The 15,523-nt window shown below is 65.5% G+C and carries 15 protein-coding genes; 4 read left to right on the top strand and 11 right to left on the bottom strand.

Annotated features, from left to right (window positions below):
• Window positions 1-85 precede the first annotated feature (85 nt).
• Window positions 86-1,198, top strand: coding sequence for a cyclic nucleotide-gated ion channel (locus IF803_RS14270; protein ID WP_461192557.1), 1,113 nt, complete (start codon window positions 86-88; stop codon window positions 1,196-1,198).
• 11 nt (window positions 1,199-1,209) lie between these two features.
• The gene (locus tag IF803_RS14265; protein ID WP_461192556.1) at window positions 1,210-1,995 is read left to right on the top strand and encodes an enoyl-CoA hydratase/isomerase family protein; all 786 of its coding nucleotides are present in this window, start codon (window positions 1,210-1,212) and stop codon (window positions 1,993-1,995) included.
• Window positions 1,996-2,164: 169 nt separating this feature from the next.
• Here the strand turns inward: IF803_RS14265 and IF803_RS14260 are convergent, their stop codons facing one another.
• Window positions 2,165-2,599, bottom strand: coding sequence for a DUF6157 family protein (locus tag IF803_RS14260; protein ID WP_461192555.1), 435 nt, complete (start codon window positions 2,597-2,599; stop codon window positions 2,165-2,167).
• A gap of 14 nt (window positions 2,600-2,613) precedes the next feature.
• Window positions 2,614-3,258: a glutathione S-transferase family protein gene (locus IF803_RS14255; protein WP_461192554.1), complete on the bottom strand. Its 645-nt coding sequence runs from the start codon at window positions 3,256-3,258 to the stop codon at window positions 2,614-2,616.
• A gap of 80 nt (window positions 3,259-3,338) precedes the next feature.
• Here IF803_RS14255 and IF803_RS14250 point away from each other — a divergent pair, with 80 nt between their 5' ends.
• Complete coding sequence (locus IF803_RS14250; RefSeq protein ID WP_304497557.1) at window positions 3,339-4,346, top strand: helix-turn-helix transcriptional regulator; 1,008 nt, start codon at window positions 3,339-3,341, stop codon at window positions 4,344-4,346.
• 88 nt (window positions 4,347-4,434) lie between these two features.
• Here IF803_RS14250 and IF803_RS14245 read toward each other — a convergent pair whose 3' ends face one another.
• The 9 genes from IF803_RS14245 to IF803_RS14205 all read right to left on the bottom strand — a co-directional run bounded on the left by IF803_RS14245 (window position 4,435) and on the right by IF803_RS14205 (window position 14,161).
• Window positions 4,435-4,845 (bottom strand): hypothetical protein, encoded by a 411-nt coding sequence (locus IF803_RS14245; protein ID WP_028339111.1) that lies wholly within the window; start codon window positions 4,843-4,845, stop codon window positions 4,435-4,437.
• 75 nt (window positions 4,846-4,920) lie between these two features.
• On the bottom strand, window positions 4,921-5,634 hold the full coding sequence (locus IF803_RS14240) for a nitroreductase (protein ID WP_051447730.1): 714 nt from the start codon (window positions 5,632-5,634) through the stop codon (window positions 4,921-4,923).
• 98 nt (window positions 5,635-5,732) lie between these two features.
• Window positions 5,733-6,983 carry an acyl-CoA dehydrogenase gene (locus tag IF803_RS14235; protein ID WP_461192553.1) on the bottom strand — a complete coding sequence of 417 codons (1,251 nt, stop codon included), beginning with the start codon at window positions 6,981-6,983 and terminating at the stop codon, window positions 5,733-5,735.
• A gap of 116 nt (window positions 6,984-7,099) precedes the next feature.
• Window positions 7,100-8,347: an acyl-CoA dehydrogenase gene (locus IF803_RS14230; protein ID WP_304497559.1), complete on the bottom strand. Its 1,248-nt coding sequence runs from the start codon at window positions 8,345-8,347 to the stop codon at window positions 7,100-7,102.
• Between the two features lie 117 nt (window positions 8,348-8,464).
• Window positions 8,465-9,592 (bottom strand): acyl-CoA dehydrogenase family protein, encoded by a 1,128-nt coding sequence (locus IF803_RS14225; RefSeq protein ID WP_461192552.1) that lies wholly within the window; start codon window positions 9,590-9,592, stop codon window positions 8,465-8,467.
• 132 nt (window positions 9,593-9,724) lie between these two features.
• Window positions 9,725-11,593 (bottom strand): AMP-binding protein, encoded by a 1,869-nt coding sequence (locus tag IF803_RS14220; protein WP_461192551.1) that lies wholly within the window; start codon window positions 11,591-11,593, stop codon window positions 9,725-9,727.
• A gap of 41 nt (window positions 11,594-11,634) precedes the next feature.
• Window positions 11,635-12,441: an enoyl-CoA hydratase/isomerase family protein gene (locus IF803_RS14215; RefSeq protein ID WP_461192550.1), complete on the bottom strand. Its 807-nt coding sequence runs from the start codon at window positions 12,439-12,441 to the stop codon at window positions 11,635-11,637.
• A 186-nt stretch (window positions 12,442-12,627) separates the two neighbouring features.
• Entirely contained in the window at window positions 12,628-13,386 is a 759-nt protein-coding gene (locus IF803_RS14210; protein ID WP_016847447.1) for an SDR family NAD(P)-dependent oxidoreductase, read from the bottom strand.
• A 46-nt stretch (window positions 13,387-13,432) separates the two neighbouring features.
• A complete protein-coding gene (locus tag IF803_RS14205; RefSeq protein WP_461192549.1) occupies window positions 13,433-14,161 on the bottom strand; it encodes a TetR family transcriptional regulator in 729 nt (242 codons plus the stop codon).
• Between the two features lie 111 nt (window positions 14,162-14,272).
• Here IF803_RS14205 and IF803_RS14200 point away from each other — a divergent pair, with 111 nt between their 5' ends.
• Entirely contained in the window at window positions 14,273-15,445 is a 1,173-nt protein-coding gene (locus IF803_RS14200; RefSeq protein ID WP_097677133.1) for an acetyl-CoA C-acetyltransferase, read from the top strand.
• The last annotated feature ends 78 nt before the right edge of the window (window positions 15,446-15,523 follow it).

Below are 15,523 nucleotides of genomic sequence, written 5' to 3'. Positions count from 1 at the left end.
ACCGGGAGAGGCACGTTGTGCCATCGGCTCCGCCGTTCACAGGGCCTCAATTCCAGCAGTTCACCGACAGGCAAGCTCCGTTCCGATGTCCAAGCGGCTCGTCCTTCCGGCCTTGACGCGCTTCGTTTCCGCCACCGCCGGCCGCAACATGACCACGGCAGCCTATGTCGCGGTCGCGGCCGGCGTCGCCACGATGACGCTGCTGACGGTCGCGCCGGCCCATGACGCGGCGCCGGGCTGGGTCGATGCGCTGCTGTGGGCCTGCCTTGCCTATTTCGTGTTCGAATGGCTGGTTCGGCTGCGCCACATGGGCCGGCAGGGCAAGTTCTGGTTCTACGCGCTGTCGAGCGCCGGCGTGGTCGACGCGATCGGCGCGCTGGCCGTGCCGCTGGCCTTGCTGTCCGGCGTCGAGCCGAAAACCGCCTGGCTGCTCGGGGTGCTCTGGGTGCTCAAGGTGGTGCCGGGCATTCCCGGCCTGCGCCAGCTCCGGCGCGTCCTGGTGGTGGAGTCCGGGCCGCTGCTCAGCGTGCTCGTGATCTTCCTGATGGTGGTGTTCCTGGCCTCCGTCGCGGAATATTTCCTGGAGCGGGACGTCCAGCCGCAGACCTTCGGCAGCGTGCCGGCGGCGCTGTGGTGGGCGGTGGTGACGCTGACCACGACCGGCTATGGCGACGTGGTGCCGATCACCCCGCTCGGCCGCGTGGTCGCCGCCATGGTGATGATCTCGGGCCTCGGCGTGTTCGGGCTGTGGACCGGTATTCTGGCGACCGGCTTTGCCGCCGAAACGCGCCGCGACAATTTCTTGAGAACCTGGGAAACCGTCAGCAAGGTGCCGTTCTTCGCGCATCTCGGCCCGGCCGCGATCGCCGACGTCACCCAAATGCTGCGGACCATGGACCTGCCGCCGCGCACCATGATCATCCGCAAGGACACCAATGGCGACTGCATGTATTTCGTCGCCGCCGGCGAGGTCGAGGTCGACCTGCCCGGGCGCAAGGTGAAGCTCGGCGAAGGCGAGTTCTTCGGCGAGATGGCGTTGCTCGGCAACGCCAAGCGCGGCGCCAGCGTCTCGACCAGCAAGGTGACCAGGCTGTTGGTGCTTGACCTGGTCGATTTCCGCCTGTTGATGGCAAGGCATCCCGATCTCGCCGAGACCATCGATGCCGAGGCGAAGCGGCGCGAACGTGAGAATCAATGATGGAGACCAAGATGGCTGACGCGGCCGACACCGCCAGCGGACCCGTGCTCGAAATCGCGGGCGCGCGCGCAACGATCCGCCTCAACCGGCCGAAGCATCTCAACCGCCTGCAGGCCGAGGACCTCGGCGAGCTGCTGAAATTGTTCGACCGGATCGAGGCCGATCCTGCGATCCGCGTGCTGGTGCTGACCGGAACCGGCCGCGCGTTTTCCGCCGGCTACGACCTCAACTCGGTGGCCGAGCGCGCGGTGAGCGCGAGCGAGCAGCAGAGCGCGGGCTCGGCGTTCGAGGTCGTGGTCAACCGCCTCGAGGATTTGAGCGTGCCGACGATCTGCCGGCTCAATGGCGGCGTCTATGGCGGCTCGACCGACCTCGCGCTCGCCTGCGACTTTCGCATCGGCGTCGATAGCGCCGAGATGTTCATGCCGGCGGCGCGGCTCGGGCTGCACTATTACAAGAGCGGCATCCAGCGCTACGTCACGCGGCTCGGCGTCGACAACGCCAAGATGCTGTTCCTGACCGCGCAAAGGATCACGGCACCGGAGATGCTGCGGATCGGCTACCTCACCGCGATGGTGCCGCTCGACCTGCTCGACGAGGAGGTCGACAAGCTCGCGACGATCCTGGCCGGCAACGCGCCCAAGGCGATGGCCGGCATGAAGCGCGCGATCAACGAATTCGCCCGCGGCGAGCTGGACGAGGCCGCCGCCGATGCCCGTCACCGCGACAGCATGCGCGGCGACGAGATCAAGGAAGGCATCAAGGCATTCGCCGAGAAGCGTGCGCCGCGGTTTTAGCTCGGCGGCCCGCCTCCTTTATCCCGTCACCCTGAGGAGCCGCGTAGCGGCGTCTCGAAGGGTCGACGGCCCGACTGGTGGCCGATTCATCCTTCGAGACGCGCTACGCGCTCCTCAGGATGACGGGTTCGACAGTGCGCGATTGATCGCAAACTCTCGCTGCAGCCCGCTACGCCCGCTTCGACCGCATCGCGCGGACCTGCGCGATCTCCGGGTCCGCGGCGAGTGCCTGGTAGCGCTTGCTGTCGACGGCGTAGAGCGCGATGCGGCCCTCGGCATCGGCATGGACACCCCAGCCGAACCGCTTGCCGAGCGGCGAGGCGCGCATGCAGGCCTGGCCGCGTGAGAAGAACGTCTCGCGGGCGAGGCTGCGCGCCTTCTTCGCCGCTTTCGCATCGAGCGCGCGGCCGGCCGCCGACGTCGCGAACACCACGTCGTCGGAGGTGTACTTGTAGGGCGCCCCCACGATCATCCGGTACTGCAGCACGGCAACTGTCGGCTGGCCGCCGCGCAGCTGCGGCTCCTCGCCGCGCTGCGCCGGGCAGTCGTCCGCGACGCGGATCAGGGTGTTGAAGCAGTTGGTGCTGTGCAGGACTTTCGCCATCGGCCCGATCCGTATCACACTCCGGCGGCCGCCGCATGCTGCGCCGCCATCTCGTCGTCGGCCTTCGATATCCGCTGGAAAGCCGGGCGCGCGGCGATGCGTTCGGCATAGCGGACGAACACGTCCCTTTTCGGCACGATACCGAACATCATGGTCCAAGAGAGCGCGATGCCCCAGAGGATGTCGGCCGCCGTGATCTGTTCGCCGAGCAGATAGGGCCCCTTAGCCAGCTGCGTCTCCAGCGCGCCCAGCATGGTGTCGTAATCAGCATAGGGCGACTGCGTGATCGGCGCGGGCTCGCGCTTCATGAAATGGTCGATCACGGCCGGCTCGAACGATGAGCCGTAATAGGCGATCCAGCGCAGATACGGGCCGCGGCGCGGATCGGTCAGCGCCGGCGTCAGGCCGGCCTGCGGAAACAGATCGGCGAGATAGATGAAGATCGCGACCTGTTCGGTCACCAGCGCGTCGCCATGGCGGATCGCCGGCACCTTGCCGAGCGGATTGATGGCGAGATAGGCGTCCTTGCGCTGCTCGCCCGCCTTCATGTTGAGAACGTGCAGATCATAGGGCGCGCCGAGTTCCTCCAGCAGCACGCGGGTGCCGGTGGCGCGGCTCTGCGGCGAATAATACAGCGTGACGCGGTCGGTGATGGTCATGGGGGTCTCCTTGAGCCGTTAGGGGCATGGCTCCTTATGTCCGCCTATACCTGACATCTTGTGTCAGGTATGATCTGGCCATGCGCGCGAGCCGGCTGTTTTCCATCCTCACCACCCTGCAGGCGCGGGGGCAGGTCACCGCGCCTGAGCTGGCGGAAGCCTGCGAGGTTTCGGTGCGCACGATCTATCGTGACATCGACGCGCTCGCCGCCGCCGGCGTTCCCGTCTATGCCGACCGCGGCGCCGAGGGCGGCTATCGCCTGCTCGACGGCTATCGCGTGCGGCTCAACGGCCTGTCGCAGGGCGAGGCCGAGGCGCTGTTCATGGCCGGACTTCCGGGGCCCGCCGCCGCGCTCGGCCTCGATGCCGCGATGGCGGCGGCGCAGACCAAGCTGATGGCGGCGCTGCCGGAGAACCTGCGGCCCAACGCGAGAGGGATGCAGCAGCGCTTCCATCTCGATGCGCCCGGCTGGTTCGGCGAGACCGAGGAGCCGAAGCATCTGCGCGCCATCGCCGGCGCCGTGCTGCGCGAGCATTTGATCGAGATCCGCTACCAGAGCTGGAAGGCCGAGAAGCGGCGGCGCGTGGCACCGCTCGGCCTCGTGCTGAAGGGCGGCAGCTGGTATCTCGCCGGCCTTGTCGACGGCAATGTGCGCACCTATCGCGTCGCACGCGTGCTGGACTGCGCGACGCTGGAGACGCCGTTCGCGCGGCCCGCGGAGTTCGACCTCGCCACCTATTGGGGCGCCTCGATCGAGCGGCTGGAGGCCGAGCTGCATCCGAACGAGGCCACGGTGCGGCTGTCGCCGCTCGGGCTGAAACTGTTCGACGCGCTTGCGCACCCTTACGTGAAGGCGCGGATGCAGCTCACTGATGGCACCGACGCCGATGGCTGGCGGCTCGCCACCATGCCGGTCGGCAAGACGGTGTGGCATGCGGCGACCGAGTTGCTACGGCTCGGCGCCGAGGCCGAAGTGATCGCGCCGGGGGAGTTGCGCGAGAAGATGGCCGAGCTGACCGGCGCGATGGCCGCCCGCTATGCCGAGGCGCCGCCACGCCGCGCAGTGGCGGGCGCTAAAGCGCGATGAGATTGGGTTGAATGGAGCCGCAGGAGCAGCGCTCCCTCGCCCCGTTCTTACGGGGCGAGGTGGAGCAGAGTCTGCGGTTCGCTGCTTGCTAGTAGCGGCTGTCGGAGCTGATGACGAAGCGGTCGAAAAAATTCACCGGCAGGATCTCGAACCGGTCCAGCGTCAGCGTAATCCCGGTCACGAAGTCGACACCCTTGATCGTGCCCTCAAGATCGATCCGGCGGCCGCGACGCAGGCCGCGCGTTTCCGGATGTTGCTCGATGTCGAGATAGGCATAGATCGGATTGTCGAGCCGCGAATGGCGATGCCAGCCGCGCTGCAGGAAACTGAATTGCAGCACCGAGCCTGCGCCCCAGTCGATCGCGTCGAAGAAGCGGGTCTTCCAGGCGACCTGCTGGCCCAGATAATGCGCGGCGATGAACGCGTCACGCTCAAGCGCAGGCAGACGGTGCAGCTGCCAGCTGATCTCAGCCGGCGTCAGGGAGGCGTTATTCGCCATTTTTGTTCTTGTCGTTTCTTTGTAGCTTTTCTTGTCCTCGGCGGGGGGTGAACCGACCTTCCCGCCTTCAGGAAACTATACATCGACGAATGTGACAGTGTCTTCCACGGTTGCACGCGACGTGCGGTAGCTGTTCACCTTTTGCTCATGATCGGCATAGCCGAACGAGATACCGCAGACAACCCGGCGATCGTCGGCCAGGTTAAAATGACGGCGGATCAGCCCGGAATGGCGCGCGATCGCCGCCTGCGGGATGGTGCCGAGCCCGAGCGCCTGCGCCGCCAGCATGAAATTCGAGACATAGCCGCCGCAGTCGATCGCACCATAGATGCCGAGCGGCTCATTGGTGTGGATCACGGCAATGTGCGGCGCACCGAAAAAATTGTAGTTCTCCAGCGCCTGTTTTGCGTAGGCCGCCTTATCGCCGCGCGCGATGCCGAGCGTGTTGTAGAGCTGGAAGCCGCTTTCGCGGCGGCGCTCCAGGTAGACCCCGACATATTCGCGCGGCGGCGTGAAGTCGTAATCCTCGGCGAGGCCGCGCGAGGCTTCGGCATAGATCGCCTTGCGAAACCGCTCCTTGGCCTCGCCGGAGACGATGAGCACCTGCCAGGGCTGGCTGTTGCACCAGGACGCGGTGCGCTGCGCGGTCGACAGAATGTGCTCGATGACCTCGCGCGGCACCTCGCGCGGCTGGAACGCGCGCACCGAGTAGCGCTCGTTGAGCAATTCCTCGAGCGCGCCGATGCGGTCCTCGGTCGCGTAACGCGGGTTCGGTGTCTTCGCGTCCATGATATATCCTCTTTTTTCGTCATTCCGGGGCACGCGAAGCGTGAACCCGGAATCTCGAGATTCCGGGTTCGATGCTTCGCATCGCCCCGGAATGACGACTAACCACCCCGCCCCTTGGTCGGGATCTTGTTGTAGGGCACGTCCTTGTCGACGCGGATGTCGCCGGGCAGGCCCAGCACGCGCTCGGCGATGATGTTGCGCAGGATCTCGTCGGTGCCGCCGGCGATGCGCATCGAGGGCGACGACAGCAGCATCTGCTGGAACTGGCCGTTGGCCTGCTCCTCATCGGTGCCGGTGAGGCTGCCCGCCGCACCCTCGAGGTCCATCGCATAGGTCGCGATATCCTGCAGCATCAGGCCGGAGACGAGCTTGCCGATGGAGTTTTCCGGCCCCGGACGCTCACCCTTCGACAGCGCCGAGATGGCGCGGTAGCTGGTGTATTTCAGCCCGCTCGCCTTCACCGCCCAGCTCGCAAGTTTGGAGCGCACCGCCGGATCGTCGATCGCAAGACCGTCTTCCAGCATCAAATTGGAGCAGAACTCGAACATCTCGGGCACGCCGGTGGCGAGCCGCGCACCGATCGACATGCGCTCGTTCATCAGCGTGGTCAGCGACACGCTCCAGCCCTCGCCGACCGCCCCTAAGCGCTGGCTGTCCGGGATCACCACGTCGGTGAAATAGACCTCGTTGAACTCCTGCATGCCGTTGGCTTGCTTGATCGGCCTGACCTCGACGCCGGGGCTCTTCATGTCGAGGAAGAACATCGTGAGGCCCTTGTGCTTCGGCACATTCGGATCGGTGCGCGCGATCAACAGGCCGTAGTCGGAGTAATGCGCGCCTGAGGTCCAGATCTTCTGGCCGTTGACGACCCAATTGTCGCCCTTCTTCTCGGCGCGGGTGCGCAGCCCCGCGACGTCGGAGCCGGCCGACGGCTCCGAGAACAGCTGGCACCAGATCTCCTCACCGGAGGCGAGTTTCGGCAGATAGCGGCGCTTGGCCTCTTCGCTGCCCCAGGCCATCACGGTCGGGCCGCACATGCCCTCGCCGATCTGGAACGGCTGGGTCAGCTTGCCGTAGATGCCCTCTTCCTGCTGCCAGATCACGCGCTCGATCGGGGTGGCGCCGCGGCCGCCATATTCCTTCGGCCAATGCAGGCAGGCCCAGCCGCCCTCTGCCTTCTTCTTCTGCCAGGCCTTGCCGACCTCGACCATGTCGTGCCTGGCGAGCCGGATGCGGCCGAGCGACGACTTCGAGAGCTCCTCCTCGAACTCCTTCGGCGCGTTGGCCGCGATCCACTTGCGGGCGATAGCGCGGAACTCGGCTTCCTGCGGCGTGTCATCGAAATTCATGGCGGCTCCTTTTTCTTGTCATTCCGGGGCGCGCACAGCGCGAACCCGGAATCTGGAGATGAGTGGTGCGGCTCGAGGTTCCGGGTTCGCCGCTTCGCGCCGCCCCGGAACGACGGTTACGCTCTTCCCTTGGTCGGGATCTTGTTGAAGGGAACGTCCTTGTCGACCCTGATGTCGCCGGGCAGGCCCAGCACGCGCTCGGCGATGATGTTGCGCATGATCTCGTCGGTGCCGCCCTCGACGCGGGTGCCCGGCGCACGCAGCAGCATCGCCTGGAATTTGCCGGCGACCTCGGCATCCTCGGGTCCGCTCAAGGCACCCGCGGCGCCCTGCAGGTCGAGCGCGTAGGTCGCGACGTCCTGGATCATCGAACCGGCGACCAGCTTGCCGATCGAATTCTCCGGTCCCGGACGCTCGCCCTTCGACAGCGCCGAGACCGCGCGCATGCTGGTGTATTTCAGCCCGCTCGCCTTCACCGCCCAGTTCGCAAGTTTGGAGCGCACCGCGCGATTCTCGATCGCGGGGCCATCCTCCAGCATCAGGCTGCCGCAATAGTCGAACAGCTCGGGGAAGCCGGTGGCGACGCCGGCGCCGATCGACATCCGCTCATTCATCAGCGTCGTCAGCGACACGTTCCAGCCGTCATTGACATTGCCGAGCCGCTGCGAGTCCGGAATGCGCACGTCGGTGAAATAGACCTCGTTGAAGTCGGAGGCGCCGCTCGCCTGCTTGATCGGCCGGACCTCAACGCCCGGGCTCTTCATGTCCAGGAAGAACATGGTGAGGCCCTTGTGCTTGGGCACGGTCGGATCGGTGCGGGTGAGCAAGATGCCGTAGTCGGAATAATGCGCGCCTGAGGTCCAGATCTTCTGGCCGTTGATCACCCATTCGTCGCCGTGCTTCTCGGCGCGGGTGCGCAGGCCGGCGACGTCGGAGCCGCCGGCCGGCTCGGAGAACAGCTGGCACCAGATTTTCTCGCCGGAGGCGAGCGGCGGCAGATAGTTGCGCTTCTGCTCCTCGCCGGCGAACGCCATCATGGTCGGGCCGCACATGCCGTGGCCGATGATGAACATCGAGCTGAGGCGGCCGAACGGCCCCTCCTCCTGCTGCCAGATCACGCGCTCGATCGGGGTGGCGCCGCGGCCGCCATACTCCTTCGGCCAGTGCAGGCAGGCCCAGCCGGCATCGGCCTTTTTCTTCTGCCAGGCCTTTGCGACCTCGAGAATGTTGGCGCCCTTGAGCGCAACGCGGCCGAGCGAGGCCTTGCGCAGCTCGTCCTCGTATTGCTTGGGCGCATTGGCCGCGATCCAGGCTTTCGCCTCGGCGCGGAATGCGGCCTCCTGCGGGGTGTCGTCGAAATTCATGGTGGCTTTCTTTCCGTCATTCCGGGGCGATGCGGAGCATCGAACCCGGAATCTCGATTCCCAACCTCTGGATTCCGGGTTCGCGCAACGCGCGCCCCGGAATGACGAATCGTAGCGTTACGCCGCGTTCTTCTTGCGCATGCGATCGATCAGCGCGTCTTCCCAATAGGACGGGCTGCCGAGGCCGAGCGCCACCGCATTGGCGCGGCGATAGTACATGTGGCAGTCGAACTCCCAGGTGAAGCCCATGCCGCCATGGACCTGGATATTGTTCTTGGCGCAGTGCTGGAACGCCTGCGTCGCGCTGATGCGTGCGGCGGCGGCGGCTTCCGGCAATTCGCCGGCATTGGTCGAGAGCGCCCAGGCGCCGTAGTAGCAATTCGAGCGCGCCAGGGTCGCCGACACATACATATCGGCCAGCATGTGCTTGACTGCCTGGAACGAGCCGATCGGACGGCCGAACGCGATACGGTCGAGTGCATAGTCGCGGCCCATCTCCAGCGCGCGGTCGGCGCCGCCGACCTGCTCGAACGCCATCAGCACGGCGGCGCGATCCAGCACCTGGGTGATCACGCTCCAGCCTTCGCCGGTGGCGCCGAGCGGCTCGGCCTTGGCGTCCTTGAAGGTGATCTCGGCCTGACCGCGGGTGAGGTCGATGTTGGTCAGCGACTTGACCTCGACATCGCTGCCCTTGAGGTCAACGATGAACAACGAGATGTCGGACTCGCGTCCGCTCGAGCCGGTGCGCGCGGCGACCACGACGAAATCGGCGATCGCACCATCCGGCACAGGCTTCTTGACGCCGTTGAGCACGCCGCCATTGGCCGTCACGTTGATCGCCTTCGGCGACGGGTTGCCCTTGCCCTCGAACAGCGCCAGCGTGCCGATGGCTTCGCCCGCGGCGATCTTAGGCAGCCACTTCTGCTTCTGCGCGTCACTGCCTGCGATCAGGATCGCTTCGGCGGCGAGATAGACCGTGGAGGAGAACGGCACCGGCGCCAGCGCGCGGCCCATTTCCTCCGCGATCACGCAGAGCTCGAGATGGCCGGCACCCGCGCCGCCGAACTGTTCCGGAATCGCAACGCCGAGGAAGCCCATCTCGGCGAGGCCCTTCCACAGCGCCTTGTCGTAAGCCGCCTTGCCGTCGAGCACCTCGCGCACGGCTTTCGGCGGGCACTGTTCGCTGAGGAATTTCCGCGCCTCATCGCGCATCTGCTTCTGTTCGTCGGAGAAATCGAAATTCATGGCACTTACCTTTTTCTTGCTGTCATTCCGGGGCGATGCGCAGCATCGAACCCGGAATCTCGACGTAAGGAACCTCTGGATTCCGGGTTCACGCTTCGCGTGCCCCGGAATGACGCGTTTGCTTTCGTAGGATCAGTTCAAGATGATCACGTCGTCGCCGGGCTTGCCGGCATACAGCTTCTCCACCAGCGCGGCGCGGCGTTCGAGGCCGGCGCGCTGGTTGATGTAGCCCTTGTCGGTGAGTTCGTTGCCGTCGATCGACGGCGGCTCGACCATCAGCATCGCACGCGCGATGCGCATGCTGCTGCCGGTGGTGGAAGCGTTGTGCGCCTGCAAACCCTTCTTCAGGCACGCGACCACCTCGGGATGCCGGATCACGTCCTCATAGCTCGCGTCCGCATTGCCGACGAGCTGGCGACAGGCATGCAGGTTCGGCCAGCACAACAGGCCGATGAACTCCCGGTCCTGCCCCGCGACCAGCGCGTCGTGCACGACCGGCGTCGCGGCAGCGATTGCATCGGTGCGCAGCGAGCCGACATGCACGAACGTTCCGGTGGTCAGCTTGAAATCCTCGACCACGCGGCCGGCAAAGATGATGCCCTGCAGCGGGTCGTCGGAGTTCACGAACACGCCGGCATCGCCGATGCAGTAGAAGCCTTCCTCGTCGAACATCTTCGCCGTGAGGTCCGGCTGGCCGAAATAGCCGGGCGTGACGTTGACGCCGCGCAGCCGCAATTCGTATTTCGAGCCGCACGGCACCATCTTCAGCTCGACGCCGGGGAACGGCAGGCCGATCAGGCCGACACGCTCGGTGTCCCAATAGGTGCCGGTCGAGGTCGGCGCGGTCTCGGTCGAGCCCCAGCCGGTGTAGAACACGATCCGCTCGCCCGTGGTCTTCACCGCCAGCGCCTGCATACGGTCATAGAGATCGTCGGGCAGCCGGGCGCCGCCATAGGCCATGATCGAGAGGTTCTTGAAGAAGCTCGCGCACAGCGCCGCGTCCTTCTCCATCGCGGCGGCGAGCGCGGCATAGCCGGCCGGCACGTTGGCGTAATAGGTCGGCGACACCTCGCGCAGGTTCCTGATGGTCTCCTCGAGCTGGCCCGGCATCGGCCGGCCGTCGTCGATATAGAGCGTGCCGCCGTCGACCAGCACCGGATTGAACGCGGCGTTGCCGCCCATGGTGTGATTCCACGGCATCCAGTCGAGCACCGTCGGGATCGGTCCCTCCGTTTCACGCGGGCGCACCTGCATCATCATCGCCGCATTGGCGCACATCATCTCCTGGGTGTTGATGACGGCCTTGGGCATGCCGGTCGAGCCCGAGGTGAACAGCAGCTTGCCCGTGGTGTCAGGCGTGATCTTCGCGATGGACGCGTCGACGTCAGCCGTCACCTTCGTTGCCGCGAGGTCAGCAAAGGCCACACTCTTGATGCCCTCGCAGGGACGCAGGACGTGGACGACCGTGATGCCGGTGAGATCGATCGCCTTCAGCGCCTTCTCGAAGGTCGGGCCGTCCTGCACCATCACGACGGCTGGCTTGATCAGGTTGAACAGGTATTTGAGCTTGAGATGATCCTGGCTCATCAGCGAATAGGCCGGCGACACCGGCGCGGCCGGCAGCCGCGCCTGCATCGCAGCCTGCGTCATCAGCGCGTGCTCGATCGAATTGCCAGAGAGGATCGCGACGGGCCGGCCGTCGCCAACGCCGAGATCGAGCAGGCCTTGCGTCAGCGCATCGACAGTGCGCTTGGCTACACCATAGGAGACCTTGCGCCACTGCCGGTCGGGACCGCCGCGTTGCGCGAGCCAGATCCGCTCCGGCGCCTGCGCCGCCCATTTGGCGAGATAGGCCGGAATATGCGTCTCGTAGGCCTGGAGCGGAATCCGCGACTTCAGGACGACGGTACCGTCACCGCGCCGCTCGACCGCGATGTCACGTGCGAGCCAATCCACCTTGCGAAAGGCAGGTTTCGTCAGCATCGCCGCGTCTCCATCCATTTTGCGTCTCCCGGAATTCTTGTCCTTTAGAGGATCTGTTCTCAGCGCCTGATATAGACAGGCTTTCGTTTCTCGAGAAAGGCCCTGATGCCTTCCTGGAAATCTTCCGAGCGGCTGCACAGCACCTGATTGCGATCTTCCATCGCAATCACGGCCTCGATCGAGCCGGCATCGACGCTCATGTTGATGCACTCCTTCGAGAGGCGGAGACCGACCGGCGAGGCCGTCATCATCGCCTCGACATAAGGATTGGCCGCAGCATCGAGATCGCCGGCCTCGACCACCTCGGACACCAGGCCGACCGCAAGCGCGCGGTCGGCATGGATGAATCGCCCGGTCAGGATCAGTTCGGAAGCAACCGACACGCCGACGAGGCGCGGCAGGAAATAGCTGGTGCCGATATCGCAGCCGCCGAGACCGAGCTTGATGAAGGCGCAATTCATCCGCGCGTTCTTCGCCGCGATGCGGATGTCGGCCGCGAGCGCCAGCGCGAAGCCGCCGCCGGCGGCCGCGCCCTGCACCAGCGCGATGATCGGCTGCGGAGCGCGCCGCATCAGCATCACGATGTCGGCAATGCGGCGCTGCGAGTCCAGCGACTCCGTGACGCCGGGCGGCTCGGCCTGCCCGCCGCGGCGCGCCATCGCGTGCTTGAGATCGAGCCCGGCGCAAAAATTCGCACCGGCGCCCTTCAGCACCACGACGCGGGTGTCGCGATTGCGCTGCAGGCCCTGGAAATAGACGTTGAGCGCGTCGATCAGCGAAGGATCGAGTGCGTTGAGGCTTTCCGGGCGATTGAGCGTGACCCAATCTGTTCCGTCGTGATGTTCGATCAGCAGCGGCTGAGACACGCGTTACTCCTGCATTTGCGGATGCGGTGCCTGTTATTGCGCCCTCTCCCCTTGCGGGAGAGGGCAAGCGCGGCGGTGCCACGTGCTCGCTTCGGAGAGGGGTGGCCGCGGAGAGAACCCCTCTCCCGGCAGCCTTCGCTGCCGCCCTCCCCCGCAAGGGGGGAGGGTAAGAGGCGGAATTCGCCGTTAGCGCGGCGCCATGCGGATGGCGCCGTCGAGGCGGATGGTTTCGCCGTTGAGCATCGGGTTCTCGACGATGTGGACGGCGAGGTTGCCGTACTCCGAGGCATCGCCGAGGCGGGCCGGATGCGGCACCTGGGCGCCGAGACTCTTGCGCGCTTCCTCGTTCAGACCCATCAGCAGCGGCGTCAGGAACAGGCCCGGCGCGATGGTGTTGACGCGGATCTTCAGGCTGGCGAGGTCACGTGCGGCCGGCAGCGTGAGGCCGACGACGCCGCCCTTCGAGGCGGAATAGGCGATCTGGCCGATCTGGCCTTCATAGGCCGCGACCGATGCGGTGTTGATCGCGACGCCGCGCTCCTCGCCGATCGGGGCTTCGGTCGCCAGCCGCTCGGCGAACAGCCGCAGCACGTTGAAGGTGCCGATCAAATTGACGTTGATGATGCGGACGAACTTCGCCAGCGGATAGACGCCGTCCTTGCCGACGATGCGCTGCGAGCCGCCGATGCCGGCGCAGTTCATCAGCACGCGCGCGATGCCGTGCGCGGCCTCGGCCTTGGCGATCGCCGCCTTGATCGCGTCCTCGTCGGTGACGTCGGCATGCAGCGCAACGCCCTTGACTTCGGCGGCGACCTTCTCGGCATTTTCCTTGTTCTGGTCGATCACGCCGATCTTGGCGCCCTTGGCGGCCATGGCGCGCGCGGTTGCGGCACCAAGGCCGGAGCCACCGCCGGTGATGAGAACGGCAACGTCTTTCAACTGCATGGATACAACCTTTCCTTGGGCGTTTCTTCTCTAGACTTCGAACTTGTTATCCGGCGCCAACCGCTGCCGTTTCCTTGTCGGGATTGAGCACGCCGCCGAAGATCAAGGCTTCCATATGCTTGATGTAGTCGCGGCAGACCTCGTCGGTGACCGGACCGACGCCGACCGCGCGCGACATCGCGTGGCGGCCGAAGAACAGATGATCGCAGGCGCCGATCAGGCTGGTGTAGAACAGCACCGGATCGATCTTGCGGAATTCGCCGGCCTTGATCCCTTCTGCGAGCAGCCGGCGGTGAAAATCCAACAGCGGCGCGACGAAGAATTTCGACACCTCGTTCGCGGCGGCTGGCGAGCTCTCGTGCAGGAGATAATGAATCAGCCGGTTCATATAGGGGAACTGGTGATAGGCGCGGATGATGCCGCCGATATGCAGCCGCAGTTTCGCGGACGGCGTGATCGGCTGGCTGATGAGATATTCGAGCTGCGATATCTCGGTGGCGGCGTCGCGCGCCAACAGCGCCAGCAACAGCCCGTCCTTGTTGCCGAAATGATATTTCACCAGGGCGGCGTTAACGCCCGACTTCTGCGCGATGTCGGACAGCGAGACCTCGATGGAGGCGCGCTCGATCATCAGCTCGCTGGCTGCGACCAATAGCTTGTCGGCAGTGGCGTTTTTGCCGGCCGGAAGTTTCGTCGGTACGCTGGTATTCAACTGCGCTCTGGTCCCGCTCAGTGTCAGGGTTCGACGGTAAATCGAGGCCGCACATAAGCCCATGGCGGGGCCGCACTCAAGAGTTAATTGATTGATTGACTAAATGCTGAGCCGCCCCTTAAATCCGGCCCAACTTTCAGACCGCCCAATCCGGAAACATCAGGTAGATCAGACATGGCCGAGGCATATATCGTCGCCGCCGCTCGCACCGCGGGCGGCCGCAAGGGAGGGCGTCTCGCCGGTTGGCATCCGGCCGATCTGGCCGCGACCGTGCTCGATGCGCTGGTCGAACGATCCGGTGCCGACCCCGCGCAGGTCGAGGACGTGATCATGGGCTGCGTGATGCAGACCGGCGAGCAGTCCACCAACATCGCGCGCAACGCGGTGATGGCCTCGAAGCTGCCGGAGAGCGTGCCCGCGACCTCGATCGACCGCCAGTGCGGTTCCTCGCAGCAGGCGCTGCACTTCGCGGCGCAGGCGGTGATGTCTGGCACGATGGACTGCGTGATCGCCGCCGGCGTGGAATCGATGACCCGCGTGCCGATGGGCCTCGCCTCTTCGCTGCCCGCAAAGAACGGCTTCGGCCACTACAAGAGCCCGGGCATCGAGGCGAAGTATCCCAACATCGTCTTCAGCCAGTTCACCGGTGCGGAGATGATGGCCGAGAAGTACGGCCTGTCGAAGGATGAGCTCGACGAATACTCCTATAACAGCCATCAGCGCGCGATCGCGGCCACGCAGGCCGGCCACTTCAAGGACGAGATCGTGCCGGTCAAGATCACCCGCGCCGACGGCTCGACCGACACCCATCACATCGACGAAGGCATTCGCTTCGACGCCAGCCTCGACGGTATCAAGGGCGTCAAGCTGATCGCCGAAAACGGCAAGCTGACCGCGGCGAGCGCCAGCCAGATCTGCGACGGCGCCTCCGGCGTCATGGTCGTCAACGAGAAGGGCCTGAAGGCGCTCGGCGTCAAGCCGATGGCACGCATCCATCACCTCACGATGATGGGCGGCGACCCCGTGATCATGCTGGAAGCGCCGCTGCCGGCAACCCAGCGCGCGCTGCAGAAGGCCGGCATGAAGATCGACGACATTGACCTCTTCGAGGTCAACGAGGCCTTCGCTTCGGTGCCGACCGCGTGGCTGAAGACCACCGGCGCCGATCCGGCCCGGCTCAACGTCAATGGTGGCGCGATCGCGCTCGGCCATCCGCTCGGCGGCAGCGGCACCAAGCTGATGACGACGCTGCTGCATGCCCTCAAGCAGCGCAACAAGCGCTACGGCCTGCAGACCATGTGCGAAGGCGGCGGCATGGCCAACGTCACGATTGTCGAGCGATTGTAACGTCGCGAGAAACGAGGCACGCAGCCTCCACGCAATAGGTGTCGTCCCTGCGAAAGCAGGGACCCATAACCACAAATG

It is taken from the genome of Bradyrhizobium sp. UFLA06-06 (genome assembly GCF_054820065.1).
This window is presented reverse-complemented; position numbering and strand designations above follow the sequence as displayed.